This is a genomic window from uncultured Litoreibacter sp., assembly GCF_947501785.1.
GTDB lineage: Bacteria > Pseudomonadota > Alphaproteobacteria > Rhodobacterales > Rhodobacteraceae > Litoreibacter.
This window is the reverse complement of record NZ_CANMXB010000001.1, coordinates 2,422,501-2,445,600: the sequence shown is the minus strand read 5'-3', so window position 1 is coordinate 2,445,600 and position 23,100 is coordinate 2,422,501. Positions and strand designations below refer to the sequence as shown.

Below are 23,100 nucleotides of genomic sequence, written 5' to 3'. Positions count from 1 at the left end.
TCATGGTCCACCAAGCTGCCGTTTATCGCGGCGAAAAGCGCTTTTCTATTGAGCAGGTTGAAATTGCGGCCCCAAAATCCGGCGAGGTGCAGGTCGACGTTGCCTATTGCGGGATTTGCGGCACTGATCTGCACATCTATCTTGGCCATATGGATCAGCGCGTCGGTTTCGAGCGGACGATTGGTCATGAAATGTCCGGTGTCATTGCGGCAGTTGGCGATGGTGTCCACGGGCTGAAACCCGGCCAACATATTGTGGTGCGACCGCTTGATCATTGCGGCGACTGCCCGGCATGCAACGCGGGCCATGAACATGTCTGCCACAACCTCAAATTCATCGGTATCGACACGGACGGGGCGTTTCAGCAAAAATGGAATGTGCCGGCCCATACAATCCATGTTCTGCCCGACGATCTTGACCTCAGCCATGCGGCACTGATCGAACCGCTGGCCGTCGCCGTTCATGACGTCGACCGCGGCAAGGTGCAGCCCGGCGAAGATGTGCTGGTGATTGGGGGTGGTCCGATTGGGATGCTGGTCGCCATGGCGGCCCGCGATGCCGGCGCAAACGTAACGGTTTCGGAGATAAACGAGAACCGGTTGGCCTTCGCCCGCAAAATTGGTTTCACAACCCTAAACCCCAAAGATACCGACGTTGCCGCGGCCATTCATGACAGCACCGGCGGCAAAGGCGCTGATGTTGTGTTCGAGGTGTCCGGCTCCCAGCCAGGTGTTGATTTAATGACCGCCGCTGCTGCGACGCGTGGCCGGATTGTGATGGTTGCCATCCACGCATCCAAACCGCAGATCGACATGTTCCAGTTCTTCTGGCGCGAGCTGGAGCTGATCGGGGCACGGGTGTACCGCCCAGAGGATTACGACAAAGCCATGGCCCTGCTTGCCAAGGGCGTGGTCGATTGTGCGGCATTTATCACCGACATACAGGGGCTTTCGGACATTGAAGGCGCGTTTAAATCGTTGACCGAGAACCCGAATGCCATGAAGTCGATGATCCGCGTTTCGGAGGAAACATAATGAACGTATTGGAAAAATTTAGCCTGGCGGGGAAAACCGCGCTTGTCACGGGCGCAAAGCGCGGCATTGGGCGCGGAATGGCGGAAGCTTTGGCTGCGGCCGGGGCCGACGTGATTGGGGTCAGCGCCTCGCTTGATCCTAACGGATCCGACGTCGGCGACGCGATCACCGCGATGGGTCGTTCGTTCACCGGTTATTCGTGTGACTTTTCCGATCGCGCGGCGCTGAAGGCCTTCACGGCGCAGGTTCTCAAGGACCATCCGCAGATTGACATTCTGGTCAACAACGCTGGTACGATCCTGCGCGAGCCCGCTGCGACCCACCCTGACGAGATGTGGGATGAGGTGATCGAAGTGAACTTGTCCGCGCAATTCGTCATCACGCGCGATATCGGTCGCACCATGGTCGAACGGGGCTCTGGCAAGGTCATCTTCACCGCGTCCCTGCTGACCTTTCAGGGCGGCATCACTGTTCCAGGCTATGCAGCCTCGAAGGGCGGCATTGGCCAGCTGGCAATGGCGTTCGCCAATGAATGGGCCGGGAAAGGCGTGAACGTTAACGCAATTGCGCCGGGCTACATCGACACGGACAATACCGAAGCGCTGCGCAATGACCCGGCGCGGTCCAAATCGATCCTTGAACGTATCCCGGCAGGGCGTTGGGGCAAGCCAGAGGATTTCCAGGGGCCGATTGTCTTCCTCGCGTCCGAGGCGGCAAGCTACATGCACGGCCACACAATGCTGGTCGATGGTGGATGGATGGGGCGCTAAGGCGCCCTTTCCTACAACGCAGCAGAACCGGTTTGCGGGTTCCCGCAGTTGGGGCGCGGGAACACCGCGCCAAGGTACGCATAGCACCGTCGCAGGCGCGTGAATTGCCGCGGTAGCATCTCCCTAACCTAGGGAGGACATCATGAAAATTCGAAACATTTTGTGCACGACGCTGCTTGCGACATCGTTTGCGGCGGCGCCTTCGTTCGCAGATGCCGATCAACAGACGTCGCTTCGAATCCAGACGCTTTTTCCGCAGGAATCTCCGTCCGGAAAGCTGGCCACCGAATTTGTCGAAAGCGTCGAGAGGATGTCAGCGGGCGGAATTGACATCGAGCTGTTTTACTCTTCATCCGTGGTCAAGTCGGTTGAAACCTTTGATGCAGCTGTCTCGGGAATACTCGATTGTGACATGACCGGCGGTAGCTATCAGACCGGCAAAAACCCCGCTTTCCAATTTGTCGGCGATATCATGGGCGGATACGACACGCCGTATCAGCAGCTGAGCTGGCTCTACTTTGGCGGCGGGCTAGAGGCCGCGCAGAAGCTTTACAATGCCTACGATATGCAGTTGGTCGGATGGTGGGTGCCGGGCCAGGAAAGCCTTTCCTCCATTCGGCCCCTTGCCGGGCCCGAAGACCTGAAGGGCTGGAAATTCCGTTCGCCCCCCGGGATGGAAACAAAGATCTTCGAGAAGCTTGGGGCCTCCCCCGTCGTGATGGACTTCACCGAGGTTTTCACCGCGCTTGAAACGGGCATCATTGACGGCGCGGATGCTGCGGGCGTCGCCACCAACGTGTCGTTAGGCCTGTTCGACATTGTGCAGCACGCAACTTTTCCCGGTTTCCATTCAATGCCGTCGGACCATCTGGCCTGCAACAAAGCCGTTTGGGACGCCATGCCCGAACATCACCGCGAAATCTTGTCCGTTGCGATGGAATCGTTGGCCCTGCGCACGGCTTTGACCTTTGACAAGGTGAACGGCGAAGCCGCAGCCGGGTTAAAGGCAAAGGGCGTCGCAATTTACGATTGGAGCCGTGAGGACCGCCAGCAGTTCCGCAAAGTTGCTCAGGAGACCTGGGTTGAGTTTGCGACCACGCCGGAAGCCAAGGCATTGGTCGACAGTCACTTGGCCTATCTCGGCCAGCTTGGTTTGGTCAACGAGTGACTGACGCCGCCAGCAGGTTTGAGGTCTAGCCGTTGAAAGAAACTGGCAGGCATGATGAAAAGGGGGCGTCCAATGGAAGGGCGGCCCCTGCCATGCCGAACCCAGATGAAGCGCTTGCATGCTTTCTGTCCATCGCCCAGGCGATAGCCGGGCCAACTGATTACGAGCAGGTGCTGACCAATTTCGCGGACGGGTTGCGGACGCTTATTCCGCATGACCACCTCGACATTGTGCTGCTGCACCCCTCCGGGACCCAGATTTGTTACGAAGCGCAGCTTCAGACAAAGTGGAACCATACCGAAAACCCATACAGACCCACCGAAAACAGCCCCATCCGGGATGTCCTGCGCGGAGAGGTCGACAGCATTCTGACAGAGGATGCCTGGGTGGACCCCCGGTTCCATTTTGAAGGCGCTGACAGCAAGCCGCTTTTTGAGGCCAATTTGCACAGCCGCATCATTGTGCCGTTGCGGGTGCAGGGGGCGATCACCGGTTCGCTGGCCATATCAAGCCATCAGATTGGCGTTTACCAATCTGATTTGGTCGTCACGGCCCAAGGCGCCGCTGATCTTGTCGCCGCCTATCTCTTTGCGTTGGAGCGCGGCAAAGAGGCGCGTGATGCAGCCGTCGCAGAAAGTGACGCACGCGGCAGGGAGGCGGCATTGCGTCTCGGCGCTCTGCGTCTGACGGAAGGGATGGAGCGGGAACGCCAGCGGTTGGGCATGGACCTGCACGACCAGACCCTGGCTGATCTGGCCCGTATCAAACGCCGCATGGCGCGGCTGCAGGACGGCGACACTGCTGAGCTGAGTGAGCTGGATGCCGCCCTTGAAAACTGTCTCGCGGATTTGCGTGGCATCGTTGAAGACATGAAGCCCGGCGTTCTGCAATTGTTTGGTTTTGCCGATGCGGTAGAGGCGCATTTGCAGCGCTGCGTGATCCACTATCGCAGGCGGATCGAGACCACAGTAAACGATTCAACCGGCGGCCAGGTCGACGCGCTTTCAGACACCATCCGCACCGCCGTTTACCGTATTGTTCAAGAAGCAATTAACAACGCTCTCAAACACGGGAACGCTACACGGCTTTCGGTCGAGGTCCTGCAAAAGGGCGACGCATTACACGTCCGTGTCGATGACAATGGCCCCGGCATTGATTTGAGCGCGTTAACCTCTGACAATGGCTTGGAGAACATTCGAACCCGCGCGGAGCTTATTTCGGCAAATGTCGCTATCAGCAATGCGTCCCCTTTGGGCGGTGCGCGGATCGAGATTTCCCTCACAAATGCCTGAACTTGGCATGCTCGCAATTGCTCAGGAGACCTTGCCTTGCGCCTACTCATTTCAGAAGACGACCAATTGCACCGGTCCTTCATTGTGGAAGTCTCGCGTGGTGTGCTGCCAGACATTGAGGAGCTTGTCGAAACGGATAACGGGCAGACGGCGCTGGATCAGTTTCAGAAAAACCCGTTCGACTGCGTTGTTCTAGATCTGCAGATGCCCCACATGACCGGCGTGGATGTTGCAAAGGCCATTTGGGCGCGGCACCCGCAGACGCGGGTCCTGTTTTGGTCCAACTACTCCGATGAGGCCTATATTCGTGGCATAACGCGCATCGTGCCGGAAGAGGCCGTGTACGGCTACATCCTGAAATCGGCGCCTGAGGATCGCCTGAAGCTGGCCATCCAGGGTGTTTTTCTGGCCGATCAGTGTGTCATTGACCGCGAGGTGCGGGGTGTACAGCAGCGTTCGGCAGACCGGGTCAGCAGCCTGACAGACGTCGAGTTTGAGGCCCTTGTTGATGTCAGCCTTGGCCTGACCGACAAGGCCATGGCCGCCCGTCGGCGTGTCTCTTTGCGAGGCGCGCAAAGCCGGTTGCAGCATTTGTACCAAAAGCTCGGCCTCGACAAATCGGATGCGCATGTTGGGCCTTGGGGGCCAACGGTCAATTCCCGAACGAGGGTGATATCGGTTGCGATGTCGCGCGGGCTTTTGAACGCGGATACGTTGCAGCAGGAGGAAGCACGGCTGCAGAAATGGCTGACTTCCGAAGAGGCCAGCAGCTAGTCCCGAATTTTTTGCGGATTCCCGCAGCACCTTTTGCGCTCATCCACGCATTGGCAACGACCAGGCCGTCTTAATGTTTCCTTAACGATCACGGCTGATCAGGGAGGACGCCAATGCCATTCGTTACCATTAGACTGGTGAAACAGGTCATCGAGCATGACCCAGAGGGCATTAAGGCCAAGATCAATAACGCCGTAACTCATGGGATCAGCGAAGCGGCGGGCATTCCGAAAGAGAATGTCTGGCTGGTCTTTGACGAAATCGAGGAAACCGACTGGTTCTCAGGCGGGGAGCGGGTCAAAGAGCTGCGGTCGTCCTCATGATCGTAGAGCCTCGCGAAATTTCGATGGCCGACATCATTGATGTCGACGTGAAGCTGGACTTCGTCGTCGGCGGTTTCGAGTTCATTGAAGGCCCTGTTTGGCATCCACAGAACAAGCAGCTGATCTTTTCGGACATTCCGGCCAACAAGATGTACTCGCTTTCGCGCGGTGACGAAATTGACAGCTTTCGCGTTCCCAGCAACATGGCCAACGGCAACACGTTTGACGCCGATGGCCGGCTGCTAAGCTGCGAGCACGCCACCAGCCGTGTGACACGGGCGGAGGCGGATGGCTCTACCACCGTTCTTGCCGCCGAATACGACGGCAAGGCGTTCAACAGCCCGAATGACATCGTGGTTCGCAAGGATGGCGCGATCTTCTTCACCGACCCAACCTACGGGCGCATGAAGTATTTCGGCGTCGAGCGTGAGCTTGAGATGGGGTGCCAGGGCGTCTATTGCGTCGCTGCCGACGGACAGACGATCACGCAGATTGCGGATGACTTCGCCCAACCCAATGGTCTTTGTTTTTCGCTTGATCAACGGCTGCTCTACGTCAATGACACAGAGCGCAAGCATATCCGGCGTTTTAACATTACCGCAGATGGGACGATCACCGGTGGTGAGGTTTGGGTCAGCGTTACGGAAGGCGAGGGCGAGGGTCATCCTGACGGAATGAAGATCGACAGCCTTGGCAACGTATACTGCACTGGGCCGGGTGGGGTTCATGTCATCGCACCTGATGGTGTGACGCTCGGTGTAATCCGCATGTCTGAATTCACGGCCAATTTCGCATGGGGCGGGAAAGACCTTTGCGACCTTTATTTTACGTCATCGACGACGCTGTACCGAACTCGGGTTAAGGTGCCCGGGTTGGCGTTGTTCTAATTGCGGCCCCTCGGGGAGGGACTACGGGGAGCCGCACCAAAACCCAATGGGAGGAGAAACCATGGATACCAAAGCTCTACTACTGACAGGGACAATGATCAGCGCCGCTGCCGCCATCCCGTCAATCGCGTTCGCAGAAGGGGACACCATCCGCATCGGCGCACTGTACCCGACATCGGGGCCTTGCCAATTGATTGGCGAATACTCGCTGCGGGGCACGGAGATCCTTGTAGAAGAAATCAATGCGGCCGGCGGCCTGAATGGCAAAAAGCTTGAGCTGGCGCATCGGGATTCCAAATGTGACCCAGCGGAAGCGACGGCTATGGCGCGCGACCTGATTGCGCGCGAAAATGTCGATTTCCTCGTAGGTGGGGTCAGCTCTTCCGTGGGGCAGGCCATCTCGGAAGTGTCGCGTCAAGAAGAGACGATTTACGTCGCCGCGATCCCGAAATCGACACAGATGACCTCGCCGGAGAACTTCCACAAATACGTTTTCCGCGCTGCGGCCAATACCAATACCGAAGGCAAGTCCGCCGCTGTTATCGCGGACCGGCTCGGGATGGATAAGATCTGCACGATCTTGATGGACTATTCCTACGGTCACAGCCTGAACGAGGCATTCAGCGAGCACATTGCCAAAATTCGGCCCGGCGCTGAAATCGTTCAGCAAGAGTGGCCCAAGAACGGCACGACCGACTATACGGCCCATATCACCAACATCATGGCTGCGGGCTGCGATGGGGTCTTCTCGGGCGTGTGGGCGGGCCTGTTCCCGGCATTCGCCAAGCAGGCAGCGCCGTTTGGTTTCTTCGATCAGGTCAAATATGTGACCGCCGGTGAAGTCGGTTCCCCCGAAGTGGCAGAGCAGATGGGCGCCGATATGCCCGAAGGCATCTGGGCCAACTCGTACGAGGTGTTCTACCACTCGCCAAATGACGCGCATGGGGAATTCGTCGCCAAGCTTCAGGAAGAGTTAGGCGTGGAAACCACCCCATCTTGGCCTGTTGTGGGCTACGTGGCCTCCCAATGGCTGACCGAAGCGATTGCGAAAGCGGGTTCTGCGGAAACGGATGCGGTGATTGCGGCGCTTGAAGGGCTGACGATCGAAACACCCATCGGCACCCAAACGATGCGTGCAAAGGATCACCAGGCCAACCGTGGCCAGTTCTGGGGTCAGATGGCACAGTCGGATGACGCCGCTTACCCTTACCGGAAACTGGACCCGGTAGAGTATATCGTCGCTGACGAGTTGATGGACTAACGACCTCCCTAGTCGCCGACCGGAACTACATCTGACCATCTGGTCTTGTTTCGGTCGGTGACGCTATTACCATTTTCTGGGACCAAAGACATGTTCGATAACCCTGTCCTCACGTTCATCCAGTTGCTGAACGGTTTGACCCTCGGGATGAGTCTCTTTGTCATCGCCGCGGGGCTGACGCTCATCTTGGGTGTTTTGCGCGTTTTGAACTTCGCCCATGGGGCGTTCTACATGCTGGGAGGCTATGTTTGCTTCTCGCTGGTTGGGTTCCTGTCCGGATTTCCCGGGGGCTTTTGGCTGGCGGTCCTCGGGTCCGGCGCGGTGCTGGCGGCCATGGCCTACGGGATCGAGCGGTCGATGCTTCGCCATCTCTACGATCGGGACCACCTCTATCAGCTGCTGTTCACCTTTGCGCTGGTCATGATCGTCGGCGATCTGGTGCGCTTTACGTGGGGCACTCAGGTGTTGTCGGTGTCGCTGCCGCAGGGCTTCAAAGGCGCGGTCAATCTGGGCATTGCCTACTATCCGTCCTACCGCCTGTTTCTGTGCGCCATGGGCGTGGTTGTGGCAATCGGGATGTGGTATTTCGTCAACCGCACAAGGGCGGGGCGTTTTGTGCGGGCGGCTCGGCAGGACCGGGAGATGCTCGAATCCCTCGGGATCAATGTGGGCCGCATCTATATGCTGACCTTTGTCGGCGGTTCGGCCCTCGCCGGTGTCGGAGGCGCTTTGGCGGCTCCTGCCGTCGCGCTCAGCCAAGGCATGGATGCCGAGATCATCGTGCAGTGCTTTATCATCGTCATTATTGGCGGGCTTGGTTCGCTGGGCGGTGCCTTCCTTGGTGCGCTCATCCTGGGGCTGCTAAATTCCTTCGGGGTCATGCTGGTCCCGAATTTCGAAATTGTTCTGATCTACCTAATGATGGTCGTCGTGCTGATGATCCGTCCATGGGGCCTGCTCGGCAAACCGGAGGCTGAATAATCATGGTCACCCAACGCAATATGATCCTACTCGGCGTCGCGGCGGCTTTGCTGTTGTTGTTGCCGCTGGTGGGCGGCCTGTTCGTCGTCTACCTGGCAACCGAAATCATGATCTTTGCGCTCTTCGCGCTTAGCTTTAACCTGCTGCTGGGCTATGGCGGCCTGATCTCCTTCGGCCATGCAGCGTATTTCGCCATCGGCGCGTATGCCTGCGCGGTGTTGCTGACGACGGTGGGGCTGCCCTTCATCATCGTGTTTCCGGCGGCGGCCATCATCAGCGGGCTCTGCGCCCTAGTGATCGGGTATTTCTGCGTCAAGCTGACCGAGATCTATTTCTCGATGCTAACGCTGGCCTTCGGTCAACTTGTCTGGGCGGTCGCGTTCAAATGGGTCGGCGTGACTGGCGGCGATACGGGCTTCATCGGCGTTGCTGTTCCCGACTGGTTGGATGTCCCGGTCCGGTTTTACTACTTCACTTTCCTTGTGGTTGCGGCCTGCGCATGGATCATGTGGCGCATCGTGAATTCGGCCTACGGGTTCACGCTTGTGGCAACGCGTGAGAACCGCAATCGGGCGGAATTCATCGGGGTCGACGTGCGCCGCATCCAGCTGGTGGCATTTGTTCTAGCCGGCACGTTCGCGGGAGTTGCCGGGTCTTTGTTCACGCTCTTCAACCACTCCGTCTTTGTTGAAAGCGCTTGGTGGACGCAGTCGGCCGAGGTGATGATCATGTCCATCCTTGGCGGTGTCGGGTCCTTTATTGGCCCGGCCGTTGGGGCGGCGACGCTGCTGCTGCTCGACAGGTTCATCACCGAATGGACGGTCTATTGGCCGACCGTGCTGGCAATCATCCTCCTGGCGGTGCTGTTCTTCTTCCCCGATGGGCTGATGGGCTTCACTTCCAAGCGCAAGAAGAAGGGAGAATAGCCATGTTGAAGATCGAAAACCTTGGCATGAACTTCTCTGGCTTTCAGGCGCTGAATGGCATCAACCTTGAGCTGCAGGAAGGCGAAAAACACGCGGTCCTCGGACCTAACGGGGCGGGGAAGACCACGTTTTTCAACTGCCTCACCGGTCAGCTGCACCCTACGTCAGGTGTTACCCATTACAAGGGTCAGAAGATCACCGGGCGAAGCCCTAGCCGCATCGTAAACCTTGGCATCGCGCGCTCGTTTCAAAGGATCAATATCTACCCCAAGCTGACGGTATTCGAAAACGTGCAGGTCGCGCTGATTGCCGACAAGAAGATGATGTTCAACCTCTTCCGGCCAGGCGCCCAGCTTTATCGCGACGAGACGGCGCGGATGCTCGAATTGGTGCACCTCACAGATGAATCGGACGAGACGGCGGGGCTGATGTCATATGGCAAACAGAAGCAACTGGAGCTGGCAATTGCACTATCGTCCGAACCCGACCTCCTGCTGCTTGATGAGCCGACCGCCGGCATGTCGCCGCAAGAGACGATGGATTCCATTGCGTTGATCGGCGACATCGCGTCGAAACGTAAGCTGACATTGTTGTTCACCGAGCACGACATGCAGGTCGTCTTTGCAATCGCGGACCGCATGTCTGTTCTGCACCATGGCGAGCTGATCGCCACCGGCAGCCCCGAAGAGGTGCGCAACAATGCCGAGGTGCGCCGCATCTATCTTGGGGAGCATGCCGATGACGCTGCTTGATGTCGCCAATATCCACACCGCCTACGACATTTCCGAGGTATTGTTTGGGGTCTCCGTCCGCGTCGAGGACGGCGAATGCGTCGGGCTTCTGGGCCGCAACGGGGTGGGCAAAAGCACGACCATGCGGTCGATCAACGGCTTGACCCCGCCGCATTCGGGCACCGTCAAATGGAAGGGCAAAGAGGTTCAGGGCAGGCCGACCTATGACATTGCGCGCCTGGGCATCGGATTTGTGCCGGAGGACAGGCGCGTTTTTCCAGAGCTGACGGTTTGGGAAAACCTCGACATTGCCCGCCGGTCTCGCGGCAAAGCAGACGAGTGGGACGAGGCCAAGGTCTATGCGCTGTTCCCCGAGTTGGAGACGTTCAAAGAGCGTAAAGGCGGGTATCTGTCGGGTGGGCAGCAGCAAATGCTGACCATCGCCCGCTCGCTGATGGGCAACCCTGACATCTTGCTGCTTGATGAACCATCCGAAGGGCTGGCCCCGTTGGTGGTCGACAAGTTGAAAGACCAGATTGCGTCTCTCAAGGCCGCCGGCCTGTCCATCGTGCTGGCCGAGCAGAACCTCAACTTCGTCCTCGATCTCAGCGACCGGGTCTACGTTCTGGAAAAAGGTGAGGTAAAATTTGAAGGGCGGCCGGACGAAATCCGTGCGGATCCTGACCTCATCAAACGCTACCTCACGGTTTAAAGGAGCCCAGCCATGGCGCATGTGATGCCCGACCTGTTCAAAATTGATGTGACCGGCCATTCGGTCAGCGACGCGCGCACTGAAATGGTGGCGCGTCACAACCTTGTCGCCACGGACGAGCCGCCCGAACGCGGCGGAACCGATCTTTATGCCTCGCCGTTGGAGACAATGTTGTCGTCATTTCTGGGCTGCACCAATGTGATCGCCAATTACGTTGCGGGGCTGTTGAAGATGAAGGTCGAAAGCATGGAATTTGACCTGACCGGGCATTTTGACACCCGCGGCGTCTTTGGTAAGGCCGAGATCGGGACCCCATTCCCGACGATTGAGCTAACTGTCCGCCTGAAAACCGATGCGACAGACGCGCAAATTGAGCAACTCAAGACGATCGTTGCAGAGAAATGCCCTGTCTCGGTCCTTCTGCGCCGGGCAGGCTGCGACATTGTCGAAAACTGGGTCCGGGTCCCAACCTAGCGTGATAGCCCCCCACAGTGGTTGCGCAGGGTCATTAGGTCCGTACTGCTCCGCTTGAAACGGCGGGGACGGCCATAATTCATTCCTGTCCCACAGCATTTGGGCTACCACCCCGGTATTTTCCCTTGTTTTCTTCGGTTTGCCCCCGCAATTTCCGGACTGTGCCTAACGTGCCATGGCGGGCACGAACGGTGTGTTTCGGGCGAGTTTCTCTTCAAATTGGTTGGAAAATCCCCATATGTAGTAGGAAAGAGAGGGACATTTACGTGGATATTGAACAAATACTTCTAAGCTTTCTGGGTAACAACATCGTTTTCCTGCTGCTGTTTGCCCTGTTGGTCATTGCGATCATGGCGGGCGTGCGGATTGTTCCGCAATCCGAGAAATACGTGGTGGAGCGGTTTGGTAAGCTGCGCAGCGTTTTGGGGCCGGGGATCAACCTGATCGTGCCGTTCTTTGACCGTGTGGCGCATAAGATTTCAATTCTGGAGCGGCAGCTGCCGACGAACAGCCAGGATGCCATTACCTCGGACAACGTGCTGGTGCAGGTAGAGAGCTCGGTGTTTTACCGCATTATCGAGCCGGAGAAGACTGTGTACCGGATTCGCGACATTGACGCCGCCATTGCCACCACCGTGGCGGGGATTGTGCGGTCCGAGATCGGCACGCTGGAGCTGGACGAAGTGCAGTCCAACCGCGCGCAGCTGATCGTGCGCATCCAAGGCGCGCTGGAGAAGGTGGTCGACGACTGGGGCATCGAAGTGACCCGCGCCGAGATTTTGGATGTGAATTTGGACGAGGCCACCCGCGCCGCCATGCTGCAGCAGCTGAACGCCGAACGCGCGCGACGCGCCCAGGTGACCGAGGCCGAAGGGTCGAAACGATCGGTGGAGCTGAACGCGGATGCAGAATTGTATGCCGCTGAGCAGCTTGCCAAGGCGCGGCGTGTATCTGCGGACGCGGAGGCTTATGCGACGAGCGTCGTGGCGGCGGCGATTGCCGAGAACGGTCTGGAGGCCGCGCAGTACCAAGTGGCGCTAAAGCAAGTTGAGGCACTGACCGTCGTGGGCCAAGGCGAAGGGAAGCAGACCATTCTGCTGCCCGCCAACGTACTGGACGCCTTTGGCGACGCGTTTGGATTGTTGAAAGGACGTAAATGATGACCTGGTCTGACTATTGGGTTTGGTTTGCCGCCGCGATTGCGCTGGGTATCCTTGAGATACTTGCGCCGGGCTACATCCTGCTCGGTTTTGCGATTGCCGCCGGGCTGATTGGGGTCGTGTTCATGATCGACGGGGGCCTGGGCAGCTATCTGGCAACGTCGTTGCCGATCACGCTGGTGATCTTTGGTGCCGTCGCACTTGTTGTCTGGATCGCGCTGCGCAAGATCTTTGGTGCGCGAGGCGGGTCGGTGAAGGTCTGGGAGACCGATATCAACGACGATTGACGCAAAGATGGCGGAGTTACATTGAAAACCCCCGGTTGCTGCGCAGCCGGGGGTTTGTTGTTTTCATAAGAAGCGGGCTGAGAGGCGACGCATTGCTGCAAGGTGCTGCGCTTTGGGCGGACGTGGGATTCGCATATTTTTGGCAGAAAGAAGCGGGGGGTTTGCGCGCTTGTTTCAGCGGCCTCGCGTTTTGTGAGCGGGTTCTCACGGCGGCGTGAGCCTGTGGTCCGTGGTGTTTAGGTATATGTGCGTGAACGCACCTAATTCAGTCACATTTCGTGTTTTGGTGCATTGAAGGGGGCGGTGGGAAGGCGCATATTCATCTCATCAAACGGCAAACACGCCGAACACACACAACGCCGGAAACGGCATCACTTACTGGAGAAACTGAAATGAAAACTGTAATCGCATCCGCTCTCGTCGCCCTGTCCTTCGCCGTTCCTGCTGCGGCAGACGTGTCCGACGCCAAAGCCTTCTTCGCGCTGAGCAACGACTCTGCTGCCGAGCGTATCGTTGGCGACACATCCACCGGCAACCCTGTTGGTGCCGCCGAAGTTCTGGCGCTGGTCAACGACTCGCCTGCCGAGAACATCGTGAACTTCGACCGTGCTCGCAACGTTGACGTGTCGGCCATCCAGGCGATGTTCGCGCTGACCAACGACTCGCCTGCAGAGAACTAAGTTACGCAATCCCCAAGTCTGTCTCCCCCCCAGACTGAAAGCGGTCCTTCTTTGGAAGGGCCGCTTTTTTGTTGTGCTGCGGGACCAAGGCTGGAATGATCCGATCATGCCAATTCTCATTACAGTCGGCCTTGTGGCACTTTATTTTGTCTGGGCCATTTGGGGGCGGAAAACGGCGCAGAACGAAGCGTCCGCGCGGCTGGATCCGCTGTGGTCCAAGATCACGCGCCGCAAAGCGTGCAAATGGGACAAGACCGGCGATGCCAATGGCCGGTTTGTGGAATACCGCTGTGCTACCTGCCGGGTAGCTGCGATGAGCCATTCGGGCAAGCCGCCGCAGGATTGCAAACGGAACCTGAGTTCAGGGCTTTAGGGCAGCTCGGCCAAGATTGCCTGTGCGGCTTCGCTTGGGTTTGGGGCTTGCCAGACGGGGCGGCCGACGACGATGTGATCTGCGCCCTCTTTTATGGCGGCACCCGGGGTTGCGACCCGTTTCTGATCGCCTAATGCCGCCCCTGCAGGGCGCACGCCTGGGGTGACGATCAGGCGATCCTTGCTTTCCGGCAGGGCGCGGATCGCAGCCGCTTCGTGGGGTGAGGCGATAACGCCGTCAGCGCCTGCGTTCAGCGCGTTGCCCGCGCGTTCCAGCACCAAGTCCTGCATGTCGCCTGACTTCATCAGCCCGGCGTCGAGGTCACCACGATCAAGCGACGTCAGGATCGTGACGCCCAGAATTTTGAGGTTGCTGCCAGCGGCCCCTTCCTTGGCGGCGCGCACCACATGCGGGTCGCCGTGCACGGTGAGAAAATCGAGATTGAATTGCGCAAGGCCGCGCACCGCCGCCTCGATCGTGGCGGAGATGTCGAAAAGCTTCATATCGAGGAAGATACGTTTTCCGTGCTCTTGCTTAAGCTCGTTGGCAAGCGCCAGCCCGCCGGTGGTCAGCATGCCCAGGCCGATTTTGTAGAATGACACGGCGTCGCCGATGCGCTGCGTCAGCTCGTGGGCGGCAATGGCGGTTGGGGTATCAAGGGCGACAATCAGACGGTCATCAGACATGGATCAGGGCCTTCCGTTATGGATCGGCCCTGATTGATCTTGTTCTTGGCGCGCGTCAAGCGGCCCGTTGGCCGGAGCTGAACCCGAAGCTGTCCGTCAGCTGGCGTGCGAGGTCGCCCAAATGGGCAAGTTTGCTTTGACCCGTCGGCGTGCGGGAGACCAGATGATTGGCCTTGCGGGACCGGTGCTTCTTGGCCTGTGCCACCAGTTTGTGGGACACGAAGCTGAAATCGCTGTCGATGGGCAAGCGCAGTGAGGTGGGATATTTCGTGGCCTCGGTGCCTTCATACATGATGACCATTGCCTCAAACGACCGTGTGGCCGCGTTGTAGTGAAGGTTTTGCACTTCTGTCTTGTAACTGCTCATTTTGGTTACCCTTTCTAGAGTATTACCGCCTTATCTCCCTCAGATATGGTTTGGTTCCGAAATAATGTAAGGGGGCTCACTCAGCTGTGAATCAGAAGTGAATTAATTCCCCGTAACGCTTGCGATGCGACATTTGGGACCCCATTTAGCGAAGTGAGGTTTGTTGCCTCCGCGTGCTGCCTGGCGGGCGCGGGACGGACAGACGCTTATGAGAAGGACAAAGTGATGAATTTAGAGAAGTTCACCGAACGGTCGCGCGGTTTTGTACAGGCGGCCCAAACCATTGCAATGCGCGAAGACCACCAGCGTCTGTCGCCTGAGCATCTTCTGAAAGCTTTGATGGATGACGAGCAGGGCTTGGCCTCCAACTTGATTTCCTCCGCGGGCGGGCAGCCTGCGCGGGTCCTGGAGGCCGTCGATCTGGCGATTGCCAAGACTGCCAAAGTGTCAGGCGACACGGGGCAGGTCTATCTGGACACCCAGACCGGCAAAGTGCTGGCAGAGGCGGAGAAACTGGCCAAGAAGGCCGGGGACAGCTTTGTGCCGGTCGAACGGCTGCTGACCGCGTTGTGCATGGTCAAATCGAAAGCCCGGGACGCGTTGGAAGCCGGCGGTGTGTCCGCACAGGCATTGAATTCCGCGATCAATGACGTGCGCAAGGGGCGGACGGCGGATAGCGCCTCCGCTGAGGACAGCTATGACGCGTTAAAGAAATACGCGATGGACCTGACGGAACGCGCGCGCGAAGGCAAAATTGACCCGATCATCGGCCGTGACGAGGAAATTCGCCGCACCATGCAGGTGCTGTCGCGGCGCACCAAGAACAACCCTGTGCTGATTGGCGAGCCGGGCGTCGGCAAGACAGCGATTGCGGAAGGACTGGCCCTGCGCATCGTGGATGGCGACGTGCCTGAAAGCTTGCGCAACAAGAAGCTGATGGCGTTGGACATGGGCGCGCTGATTGCGGGCGCAAAGTACCGAGGCGAGTTTGAGGAGCGGCTGAAGGCGATCCTGAACGAAGTGACGGACGCCGCCGGTGAAATCATCCTGTTCATCGACGAGATGCACACGCTTGTTGGCGCGGGCAAGGGCGAGGGCGCGATGGATGCGTCCAACCTGCTGAAGCCCGCCTTGGCGCGGGGCGAATTGCACTGCGTTGGTGCAACGACCTTGGATGAATACCGCAAGCATGTCGAAAAGGATGCAGCCCTGGCGCGGCGGTTCCAGCCTGTGTTGGCGGAAGAACCCACCGTGGAGGACACGATTTCGATCCTGCGTGGCATCAAGGAGAAATACGAGCTGCACCACGGTGTGCGGATCTCCGATTCTGCGCTGGTGTCGGCGGCGACCTTGTCTCACCGTTATATCACCGACCGTTTCCTGCCGGACAAGGCGATCGACTTGATGGACGAGGCGGCTTCGCGGCTGCGGATGGAAGTGGACAGCAAGCCCGAGGAACTGGACGCGCTGGATCGCCAGATCATGCAATTGCAGATCGAAGAAGTGGCCCTGTCCAAGGAAGACGATGCCGCGTCCAAGGACCGGTTGGAGGCCTTGCAGAAAGAGCTGGCCGACCTGCAGGAGAAGTCGTCAGAGATGACGGCCCGCTGGCAGTCGGAACGCGACAAGCTGGAAGGCGCGCGGGAGCTGAAGGAAAAGCTGGACCGGGCGCGGGCCGAGTTGGATATCGCGAAACGCGACGGCGATTTGGCAAAGGCGGGTGAGCTGTCTTATGGCGTGATCCCGGAGCTGGAGAAGAAGCTGGCCGAGGCCGAGGCGTCGGAGAATGACGTCGTGGTTGAGGAAGCCGTGCGCCCTGAGCAAATTGCGCAGGTCGTGGAACGCTGGACCGGCATTCCGACATCAAAGATGCTGGAAGGCGAGCGCGACAAGCTGCTGCGCATGGAAGAGGCGATTGGCAAGCGGGTCATTGGCCAGCGCCAAGCCGTCAAATCCGTGGCCAACGCGGTGCGCCGCGCGCGGGCAGGCTTGAATGACGAGAACCGGCCTTTGGGCTCCTTCTTGTTCCTCGGGCCAACTGGCGTGGGCAAGACCGAGCTGACCAAATCTGTGGCGGAGTTCCTGTTCGACGATGACAGCGCCATGGTGCGCATCGACATGTCGGAGTTCATGGAGAAACACGCGGTCGCGCGTCTGATCGGGGCCCCTCCGGGCTATGTCGGTTATGACGAGGGCGGCGTTTTGACGGAGGCCGTGCGGCGCCGTCCATATCAGGTGGTGCTGTTCGACGAGGTCGAGAAGGCCCACCCGGATGTGTTCAACGTGCTGCTGCAGGTTCTGGATGACGGGGTGCTGACCGACGGTCAGGGTCGCACGGTGGATTTCAAGCAGACGCTGATTATCCTGACGTCAAACCTTGGGGCGCAGGCGTTGAGCCAGCTGCCTGAGAACGCCGATAGCTCAGACGCCAAGCGCGACGTGATGGATGCCGTCAGGGCGCATTTCCGGCCGGAATTCCTGAACCGTCTGGACGAGACGATCATCTTTGACCGGCTGGCCCGCGACGACATGGCAGGCATTGTCGACATCCAGCTGGCGCTGCTCGACAAACGTCTGGCGTCGCGCAAGATTACGCTTGATCTCGATGACGGCGCGCGCAAATGGCTGGCTGATGAGGGGTATGACCCTGTCTTCGGCGCGCGGCCTTTGAAGCGGGTGATCCAACGCGCGCTGCAGGACCAGTTGGCCGAGATGATCCTGGCGGGCGACGTGCTGGACGGCGCGACCATCGAGGTCAGCGCCGGTGCCGACGGGTTGATCGTGGGCGACCGGCTTTCTGCATCCAACAGGCCCAAGCCGGATGACGCGACGGTTCACTAAGCCGCGTATTAATCAGAGGAGGCCGGGTCTTGTGCCCGGCCTTTTTGCGTTCAATGATCCAGTATGAGCAAGCTAGGCCCCCTTTTGGATGAATATGAGGAAAGCCACCGGCATCCCGTGAACATCAAAATCCATTGGGTGGCGGAACCCTTGGCCATTCTGGCGCTCATGGCCTTGGCGCAGTCGGTCTCCGTCTTTGGGGTCACCCTGCTTTGGCCTTTCCTCGCGGCGATGCTTTTCTATTTCGCAAGCCTGTCCCTGAAGGCCGCGGCGTCCTTCCTGCCGGTGATCGTCGCCTTCATCATTGTGATCGGTATCTTCAACGACCTGGCTGCCGTGTCCACATGGCGCTGGGCGTTGCCCTTGTTTGCCATTTGCTGGTTCGCCCTTCTGGGCGGGCATAAGATTGAGGGCCGTGTGCCGTCCGTCTTTCAAAGCCCCAACCTGATTTTCGTAGGACCTGCCTGGTTGTTGCGTCGGGTGTTCCGGCGTCTGGGATTCTCCGACCCTTGATCGAGTCGCTTTGGGCGGACGTGGGATTCGCATATTTTTGGCAGAAAGAAGCGGGGGGGGTTGCGCGCTTGTTTCAGCGTTCTCGCGTTTTGTGAGCGGGTTCTCACGGCGGCGTGAGCCTGTGGTCCGTGGTGTTTAGGTATATGTGCGTGAGCGCACTAAAATCACGTATGTTTCGTGTTTTGGTGCATTGAAGGAGGCGGCGGGAAGGCGCATATTCAACTCATCAAACGGCAAACACGCCGAACACACACAACGCCGGAAACGGCACCACATACTGGAGAAACTGAAATGAAAACTGTAATCGCATCCGCTCTCGTCGCCCTGTCCCTTGCTGCTCCTGCTGCGGCAGACGTGTCCGACGCAAAAGCCTTCTTCGCGCTGAGCAACGACTCTGCTGCCGAGCGCATCGTTGGCGACACATCCACCGGCAACCCCGTTGGTGCCGCCGAAGTTCTAGCGCTGACCAACGACTCGCCTGCCGAGAACATCGTGAACTTCGACCGTGCTCGCAACGTTGATGTGTCGGCCATCCAGGCGATGTTCGCGCTGACCAACGACTCGCCTGCAGAGAACTAAGTTCCCCCTCCGATCTTTCCTCCCAGAAGATCACCAAGCGGCCTTCCCCAAACCGGGGGAGGCCGTTTTCATGTTGAATGACGGGAAAGTGCACTGCTGCCCTCCGCAGGGGTTGCCAAGCGGGCGGGACCTGCGAAATTAGCGCGACTGTCAAAAAGGAGCGCGCGACATGATGGACTGGGCCGGTTGGGTCATTCAGGTGATGGCGTTCTCCTTTGTGCTGGTCGTCGGGGCGGCGGCGCTGTTGATGGTGATCCTGTTCATCATCGACCGCTCCCAGACCGAGGACGCGGTGCGGCGCAACTACCCTGTAATCGGCCGGTTCCGGCACATTTTCACCGAGCTGGGGGAGTTCTTCCGCCAGTATTTCTTTGCCATGGACCGCGAGGAACTGCCGTTCAACCGCGCCCAGAGAGATTGGGTAAAGCGGGCGGTATCAGGCAAAGGCAACACGGTGGCTTTTGGGTCCACCCGCAACATTGCGGTGACGGGGACGCCCCTCTTCGTGAATGCCCCGTTCCCGCCGCTGGACAACCAATTCGCCTCCTCCGAGCCGATGATGATCGGACCTGGGGCGCGGCAGCCATATATGGCTGGGTCGTTTTTCAACATTTCCGGCATGAGCTACGGCGCAATTTCCAAACCGGCGGTGTTGGCGCTGTCACGAGGGGCGAAAGAGGCGGGTATCTGGATGAACACGGGCGAGGGCGGGCTGTCCCCCTACCATCTGGAAGGCGGCGCCGACATTGTGTTCCAGATTGGCACCGCCAAATACGGTGTGCGCGACAAGGATGGCCGACTGGACGACGACAAGCTGCGCGCCGTGGCGGCGGAACCGCAGGTAAAGATGTTCGAGCTGAAGCTGGCGCAAGGGGCCAAGCCCGGGAAGGGCGGCATCCTGCCCGGTGCCAAGATCACGCCGGAGATTGCCAAGATACGCGGCATTGAGGAGGGGCATGATTCAATCAGCCCCAACCGCCATGTCGAGATTGACGACTGGGACGACCTTTTGGATTTCCTCGCGCATGTTCGCGAAGTGACCGGCAAGCCGGTGGGCATCAAAACGGTGTTCGGGGCGGCGCAGCCGGTTCGGGAACTGTTTGAAATGATCAACCGGCGCGGCGACGCGTTTGCCCCTGACTTTATCACCTTGGACGGGGGCGAGGGGGGAACTGGCGCCTCGCCGCTGCCGCTGATGGATTTGGTGGGCGTCACCATTCGCGAAGCTTTGCCAGAGGTCGCCGGGTTGCTGCGGGAATACGGGTTGAAAGATCGGATCAAGCTGGTGGCCTCGGCCAAGCTGATGGTGCCGGGCGACGTGGCCTGGGCCTTGGCGGCGGGCGCGGATTTTGTGACCAGCGCGCGCGGCTTCATGTTCTCGCTGGGCTGCATTCAGGCGATGAAATGCAACATGAACACCTGCCCCACGGGCATCACCACCCATGACCCGCGCTTTCAGAAAGGGCTGGTGCCGGAGGACAAGTACAAGAAGGTGGCGCGCTACGCCAAGAACATCGTCAAGGAGGTGGAGACCATTGCCCATTCTGTTGGCGTGGCGGAACCCCGGCAGCTAAAGCGTACCCATGTGCGCATTGTGCAAGACACCGGCAAATCGGTGCTGCTCAGCGAGTTGTACCCGGACGTTGCCCGAAAAGCCTGACCCCGGCGCCTATGACACCGCACCAACATCTTCGTGAGGTCAGCGGGTTTCTCTTTGTAGAACGCGCCATGCGGGTCATAGGGTGTGGCAACAAAGCGAGGTACCGATGGCAAACCGATTCAAATCCGACCTGACGTGGTCCGACGTCACCCCAGAGAACGTCTTTCTGAACCGCCGCGCCTTCATGGCCGGAACCGCGGCCTTTGCCGCAGGCGGGATCGCGGCAACGTCAGGCGTGCCAGCCTTTGCGGCATCGCAATATTCGACGGATGAAGAGCCCAACGCATGGGAAGAGATCACGCAGTACAACAACTTCTACGAATTTGGCACCGGCAAGTCGGACCCCGCGGAATACGCGCACGCCCTGACGACCTCGCCCTGGTCGATCGAGATTGGCGGCATGGTTGAGAAGCCCGGCAAATATTCGTTCGAGGACATCATGTCCCAGATGACGGTCGAAGAACGCATCTACCGTTTCCGCTGCGTCGAGGCGTGGTCGATGGTGATCCCGTGGAACGGGTTTGAACTGGCCGATCTGTTGACCATGGCGGGCGTCGACACGAACGCGAAATATGTTGGATTTGAAACGCTGGTCCGCCCGGAAGAGATGTGGGGGCAAAAACGTGCCTTCGTTCCGTGGCCCTACCGCGAGGGCCTGCGCATGGACGAGGCGATGCACCCGCTGACCATTATGGCCACCGGTATCTATGGCAAGGACATCCCCAACCAGAACGGCGCACCGATGCGTCTGGTGGTGCCGTGGAAATATGGCTTCAAGTCGATCAAGTCGATTGTGAAGATCACCGTGTCCGACACCCAGCCCGAAACCAGCTGGAACATGATCAACCCGCGCGAATACGGGTTCTACAGTAACGTGAACCCGGAAGTGGCGCACCCGCGTTGGAGCCAGGCATCCGAGCGCAAAGTCGGCGGCGGGCTTTTGGCCAAACGCGTGCCGACGCAGATGTTCAACGGGTACGGGGCCGAGGTGGCAGGCCTCTATGACGGCATGGACCTCGCCAAGAACTTCTGATGAAGAACCGTACGCTCATTGGGGTTGGACTTTCGGGCGCCGTCTTGGCGATTATCTGTTGTGTGACTCCGTTGCTGCCATTGGTCTTGGGTGCAATCGGGCTCGGAGGATTGATCGCCTACGTCTATACCGATGCGGTCCTCTTTTCCGTCGCGGGCGCATTTCTGTTGGTTGCGGCATTTGGTGTTTGGCGAAACCAGCGAAATGGCTGAGCTTCAATCCACACTGACATGCCCGAACTGTAGCCACGTAAAGTTGGAAACCATGCCGACTGATGCGTGCCAGTTCTTCTACGAGTGTGCCAGCTGCAAAACAGTTCTTCGACCCAAGGCCGGCGACTGCTGCGTCTACTGTTCCTACGGCACCGTGCCGTGCCCACCCATCCAAGATGGCGACAGCTGCTGTGCCTGAGCGTTCGGGCGACCTGTTGTTGATTTTTGCTAACCGGCATGGGAATTTTGATAGCATCCATAAATTGGCTCGGCCAAAGTAAGGCATGAGCCACGCCCTGACAGTTTCCGAGCGGATCAATACCGTTCTGCGCCCCGTTCCCAAATGGTTGGTCTACGTGGTGGGCGCGCTCCCCGGTATCTATATAGTCGTGGGCGTCGCCCTTGCGCTGAGCGGGACCTACGACCTGTTCGGCAACAGCCTTGGGGTCGACCCTGCCAAAACGATTGAGCACTGGCTGGGGGAGTTGGCGCTGCAGTTCTTTATCGCCACCATGTCCATCCGGGTGCTGCGCGACTTCTTCAAGCTGAAGCTGATCAAGTTCCGACGCGCGCTGGGGCATCTGACCTTCTTCTATATAGTGCTGCATCTGAGCGTCTGGCTGTGGCTGGATCTGCAATGGAACTGGGCGCTGATGTGGTCCGACATTGTGAAGCGGCCCTACATCACAATCGGCATGGCGGCGTTCCTGATTTTGATCCCCGTTATGGCGACCTCGAATAACGCGGCCATTAAGAAGTATGGGCCGCGGGTTTGGCAGAACATCCACAAACTGGCCTACCCCGCGATCCTGCTGGGCGGCATCCATTTTGTGATGGTGAAGCGGGTGTGGCTGGTGGAGCCGATGATCTACCTCGGCGTGATCGTTGTGCTACTGGCGCTGCGCGGACGGGCGTTGCTGCCGGTGCGCGCATAAGGCCGAGTCGGGCGATTCCTTGGATTCGGGGGTGAGTCTGCCGAATTGTGGGTTCTTGGGGCCGCGATTCATCCACATTTGCCGTTGAGTCTGTGGAAAACACCCCGCTGCGCACGATCTGACCCTAAGGCAGGTTGAAAACAAACGATAATTTCAAAGCGTTTTCAAAAGAATATTGCATCTAAGTTATTGAAAACAAACAAACTACACGAAAAATGACAAAAAAATGCTGCAACATGCAAAAAAGTGGTTGCGGGGATCAGTCACTAGGCCTAGAACCCACTTCACCGGCGGCGCAGAGATGCACCAACGGGGCGCCAGACGGGCCACACGGTCAAGAAAGCGGAATAAAAACAGAGACTTATGCAGGCTGTTGCGCCAAACAAGATTGGGCGCTTCGGTTGGTTTTTGTCTCTACGCTCTTTGAAATTACTAGTATCT

At 58.7% G+C, this 23,100-nt stretch carries 27 protein-coding genes; 25 read left to right on the top strand and 2 right to left on the bottom strand.

All coding sequences use genetic code 11. From position 1 onward, the window contains the following. Nucleotides 1-2 precede the first annotated feature (2 nt). The 17 genes from Q0899_RS12275 (at nucleotide 3) to Q0899_RS12195 (ending at nucleotide 13,833) form a co-directional block, all read left to right on the top strand. On the top strand, nucleotides 3-1,034 hold the full coding sequence (locus tag Q0899_RS12275) for an alcohol dehydrogenase catalytic domain-containing protein (RefSeq protein ID WP_298360713.1): 1,032 nt from the start codon (nucleotides 3-5) through the stop codon (nucleotides 1,032-1,034). Beyond that, on the top strand, nucleotides 1,034-1,804 hold the full coding sequence (locus Q0899_RS12270; RefSeq protein ID WP_299193117.1) for an SDR family oxidoreductase: 771 nt from the start codon (nucleotides 1,034-1,036) through the stop codon (nucleotides 1,802-1,804). Before Q0899_RS12275 ends, Q0899_RS12270 begins: the two co-directional genes overlap by 1 nt. Before the next feature lie 142 nt (nucleotides 1,805-1,946). Continuing rightward, the gene (locus tag Q0899_RS12265) at nucleotides 1,947-2,972 is read left to right on the top strand and encodes a TRAP transporter substrate-binding protein (protein WP_299193115.1); all 1,026 of its coding nucleotides are present in this window, start codon (nucleotides 1,947-1,949) and stop codon (nucleotides 2,970-2,972) included. 92 nt (nucleotides 2,973-3,064) lie between these two features. Continuing rightward, nucleotides 3,065-4,264 (top strand): sensor histidine kinase, encoded by a 1,200-nt coding sequence (locus Q0899_RS12260; RefSeq protein ID WP_299193113.1) that lies wholly within the window; start codon nucleotides 3,065-3,067, stop codon nucleotides 4,262-4,264. A gap of 36 nt (nucleotides 4,265-4,300) precedes the next feature. Then, nucleotides 4,301-5,038: a response regulator transcription factor gene (locus Q0899_RS12255; protein WP_298360703.1), complete on the top strand. Its 738-nt coding sequence runs from the start codon at nucleotides 4,301-4,303 to the stop codon at nucleotides 5,036-5,038. A 113-nt stretch (nucleotides 5,039-5,151) separates the two neighbouring features. Continuing rightward, on the top strand, nucleotides 5,152-5,361 hold the full coding sequence (locus Q0899_RS12250; protein ID WP_298360701.1) for a tautomerase family protein: 210 nt from the start codon (nucleotides 5,152-5,154) through the stop codon (nucleotides 5,359-5,361). Next, on the top strand, nucleotides 5,358-6,248 hold the full coding sequence (locus Q0899_RS12245) for an SMP-30/gluconolactonase/LRE family protein (protein ID WP_298294241.1): 891 nt from the start codon (nucleotides 5,358-5,360) through the stop codon (nucleotides 6,246-6,248). The genes Q0899_RS12250 and Q0899_RS12245 overlap by 4 nt, the downstream gene beginning before the upstream one ends. 61 nt (nucleotides 6,249-6,309) lie before the next feature. After that, nucleotides 6,310-7,509, top strand: coding sequence for an ABC transporter substrate-binding protein (locus Q0899_RS12240; RefSeq protein WP_298360700.1), 1,200 nt, complete (start codon nucleotides 6,310-6,312; stop codon nucleotides 7,507-7,509). A 90-nt stretch (nucleotides 7,510-7,599) separates the two neighbouring features. Beyond that, a complete protein-coding gene (locus Q0899_RS12235) occupies nucleotides 7,600-8,490 on the top strand; it encodes a branched-chain amino acid ABC transporter permease (protein ID WP_298360698.1) in 891 nt (296 codons plus the stop codon). A gap of 2 nt (nucleotides 8,491-8,492) precedes the next feature. Beyond that, on the top strand, nucleotides 8,493-9,416 hold the full coding sequence (locus tag Q0899_RS12230; protein WP_298360696.1) for a branched-chain amino acid ABC transporter permease: 924 nt from the start codon (nucleotides 8,493-8,495) through the stop codon (nucleotides 9,414-9,416). Nucleotides 9,417-9,418: 2 nt separating this feature from the next. Continuing rightward, nucleotides 9,419-10,168 (top strand): ABC transporter ATP-binding protein, encoded by a 750-nt coding sequence (locus Q0899_RS12225; RefSeq protein WP_298294228.1) that lies wholly within the window; start codon nucleotides 9,419-9,421, stop codon nucleotides 10,166-10,168. Next, nucleotides 10,155-10,859 (top strand): ABC transporter ATP-binding protein, encoded by a 705-nt coding sequence (locus Q0899_RS12220; RefSeq protein ID WP_298294223.1) that lies wholly within the window; start codon nucleotides 10,155-10,157, stop codon nucleotides 10,857-10,859. Before Q0899_RS12225 ends, Q0899_RS12220 begins: the two co-directional genes overlap by 14 nt. Nucleotides 10,860-10,871: 12 nt before the next feature. Beyond that, nucleotides 10,872-11,333, top strand: a complete 462-nt coding sequence (locus Q0899_RS12215; protein WP_298294220.1) for an OsmC family protein — start codon at nucleotides 10,872-10,874, stop codon at nucleotides 11,331-11,333. A gap of 266 nt (nucleotides 11,334-11,599) precedes the next feature. Beyond that, entirely contained in the window at nucleotides 11,600-12,493 is an 894-nt protein-coding gene (locus Q0899_RS12210; RefSeq protein WP_298294217.1) for an SPFH domain-containing protein, read from the top strand. Further along, complete coding sequence (locus Q0899_RS12205; protein ID WP_298360692.1) at nucleotides 12,493-12,780, top strand: hypothetical protein; 288 nt, start codon at nucleotides 12,493-12,495, stop codon at nucleotides 12,778-12,780. Before Q0899_RS12210 ends, Q0899_RS12205 begins: the two co-directional genes overlap by 1 nt. 392 nt (nucleotides 12,781-13,172) lie before the next feature. Then, a complete protein-coding gene (locus Q0899_RS12200) occupies nucleotides 13,173-13,460 on the top strand; it encodes a hypothetical protein (RefSeq protein WP_299193107.1) in 288 nt (95 codons plus the stop codon). Nucleotides 13,461-13,566: 106 nt separating this feature from the next. Then, nucleotides 13,567-13,833 carry a hypothetical protein gene (locus Q0899_RS12195; protein WP_298294210.1) on the top strand — a complete coding sequence of 89 codons (267 nt, stop codon included), beginning with the start codon at nucleotides 13,567-13,569 and terminating at the stop codon, nucleotides 13,831-13,833. On the opposite strand, the gene pyrF is transcribed toward Q0899_RS12195, so the two are convergent. Further along, nucleotides 13,830-14,519: an orotidine-5'-phosphate decarboxylase gene (pyrF, locus tag Q0899_RS12190; RefSeq protein ID WP_299193104.1), complete on the bottom strand. Its 690-nt coding sequence runs from the start codon at nucleotides 14,517-14,519 to the stop codon at nucleotides 13,830-13,832. The two genes, Q0899_RS12195 and pyrF, sit on opposite strands and share 4 nt — an antisense overlap. Nucleotides 14,520-14,574: 55 nt before the next feature. Continuing rightward, the gene (locus Q0899_RS12185) at nucleotides 14,575-14,886 is read right to left on the bottom strand and encodes a hypothetical protein (protein WP_299193102.1); all 312 of its coding nucleotides are present in this window, start codon (nucleotides 14,884-14,886) and stop codon (nucleotides 14,575-14,577) included. Between the two features lie 225 nt (nucleotides 14,887-15,111). Between Q0899_RS12185 and clpB the strand changes: the two genes are divergently transcribed. The 8 genes from clpB (at nucleotide 15,112) to Q0899_RS12150 (ending at nucleotide 22,659) form a co-directional block, all read left to right on the top strand. Further along, nucleotides 15,112-17,727 (top strand): ATP-dependent chaperone ClpB, encoded by a 2,616-nt coding sequence (clpB, locus tag Q0899_RS12180; protein ID WP_299193100.1) that lies wholly within the window; start codon nucleotides 15,112-15,114, stop codon nucleotides 17,725-17,727. Between the two features lie 63 nt (nucleotides 17,728-17,790). Beyond that, nucleotides 17,791-18,240 (top strand): Mpo1-like protein, encoded by a 450-nt coding sequence (locus tag Q0899_RS12175; protein WP_298294198.1) that lies wholly within the window; start codon nucleotides 17,791-17,793, stop codon nucleotides 18,238-18,240. A gap of 291 nt (nucleotides 18,241-18,531) precedes the next feature. Then, the gene (locus Q0899_RS12170) at nucleotides 18,532-18,819 is read left to right on the top strand and encodes a hypothetical protein (protein WP_299191730.1); all 288 of its coding nucleotides are present in this window, start codon (nucleotides 18,532-18,534) and stop codon (nucleotides 18,817-18,819) included. 172 nt (nucleotides 18,820-18,991) lie between these two features. Beyond that, nucleotides 18,992-20,479: an FMN-binding glutamate synthase family protein gene (locus Q0899_RS12165; RefSeq protein ID WP_299195364.1), complete on the top strand. Its 1,488-nt coding sequence runs from the start codon at nucleotides 18,992-18,994 to the stop codon at nucleotides 20,477-20,479. A gap of 106 nt (nucleotides 20,480-20,585) precedes the next feature. Next, a complete protein-coding gene (gene msrP / locus Q0899_RS12160) occupies nucleotides 20,586-21,512 on the top strand; it encodes a protein-methionine-sulfoxide reductase catalytic subunit MsrP (RefSeq protein ID WP_298294193.1) in 927 nt (308 codons plus the stop codon). Beyond that, the gene (locus Q0899_RS19420; RefSeq protein WP_366942105.1) at nucleotides 21,512-21,724 is read left to right on the top strand and encodes a mercury resistance system transport protein MerF; all 213 of its coding nucleotides are present in this window, start codon (nucleotides 21,512-21,514) and stop codon (nucleotides 21,722-21,724) included. Before msrP ends, Q0899_RS19420 begins: the two co-directional genes overlap by 1 nt. Further along, entirely contained in the window at nucleotides 21,717-21,923 is a 207-nt protein-coding gene (locus tag Q0899_RS12155) for a GDCCVxC domain-containing (seleno)protein (protein WP_299193097.1), read from the top strand. The genes Q0899_RS19420 and Q0899_RS12155 overlap by 8 nt, the downstream gene beginning before the upstream one ends. An 85-nt stretch (nucleotides 21,924-22,008) precedes the next feature. Beyond that, entirely contained in the window at nucleotides 22,009-22,659 is a 651-nt protein-coding gene (locus Q0899_RS12150) for a sulfite oxidase heme-binding subunit YedZ (protein WP_299193095.1), read from the top strand. Nucleotides 22,660-23,100 lie beyond the last annotated feature (441 nt).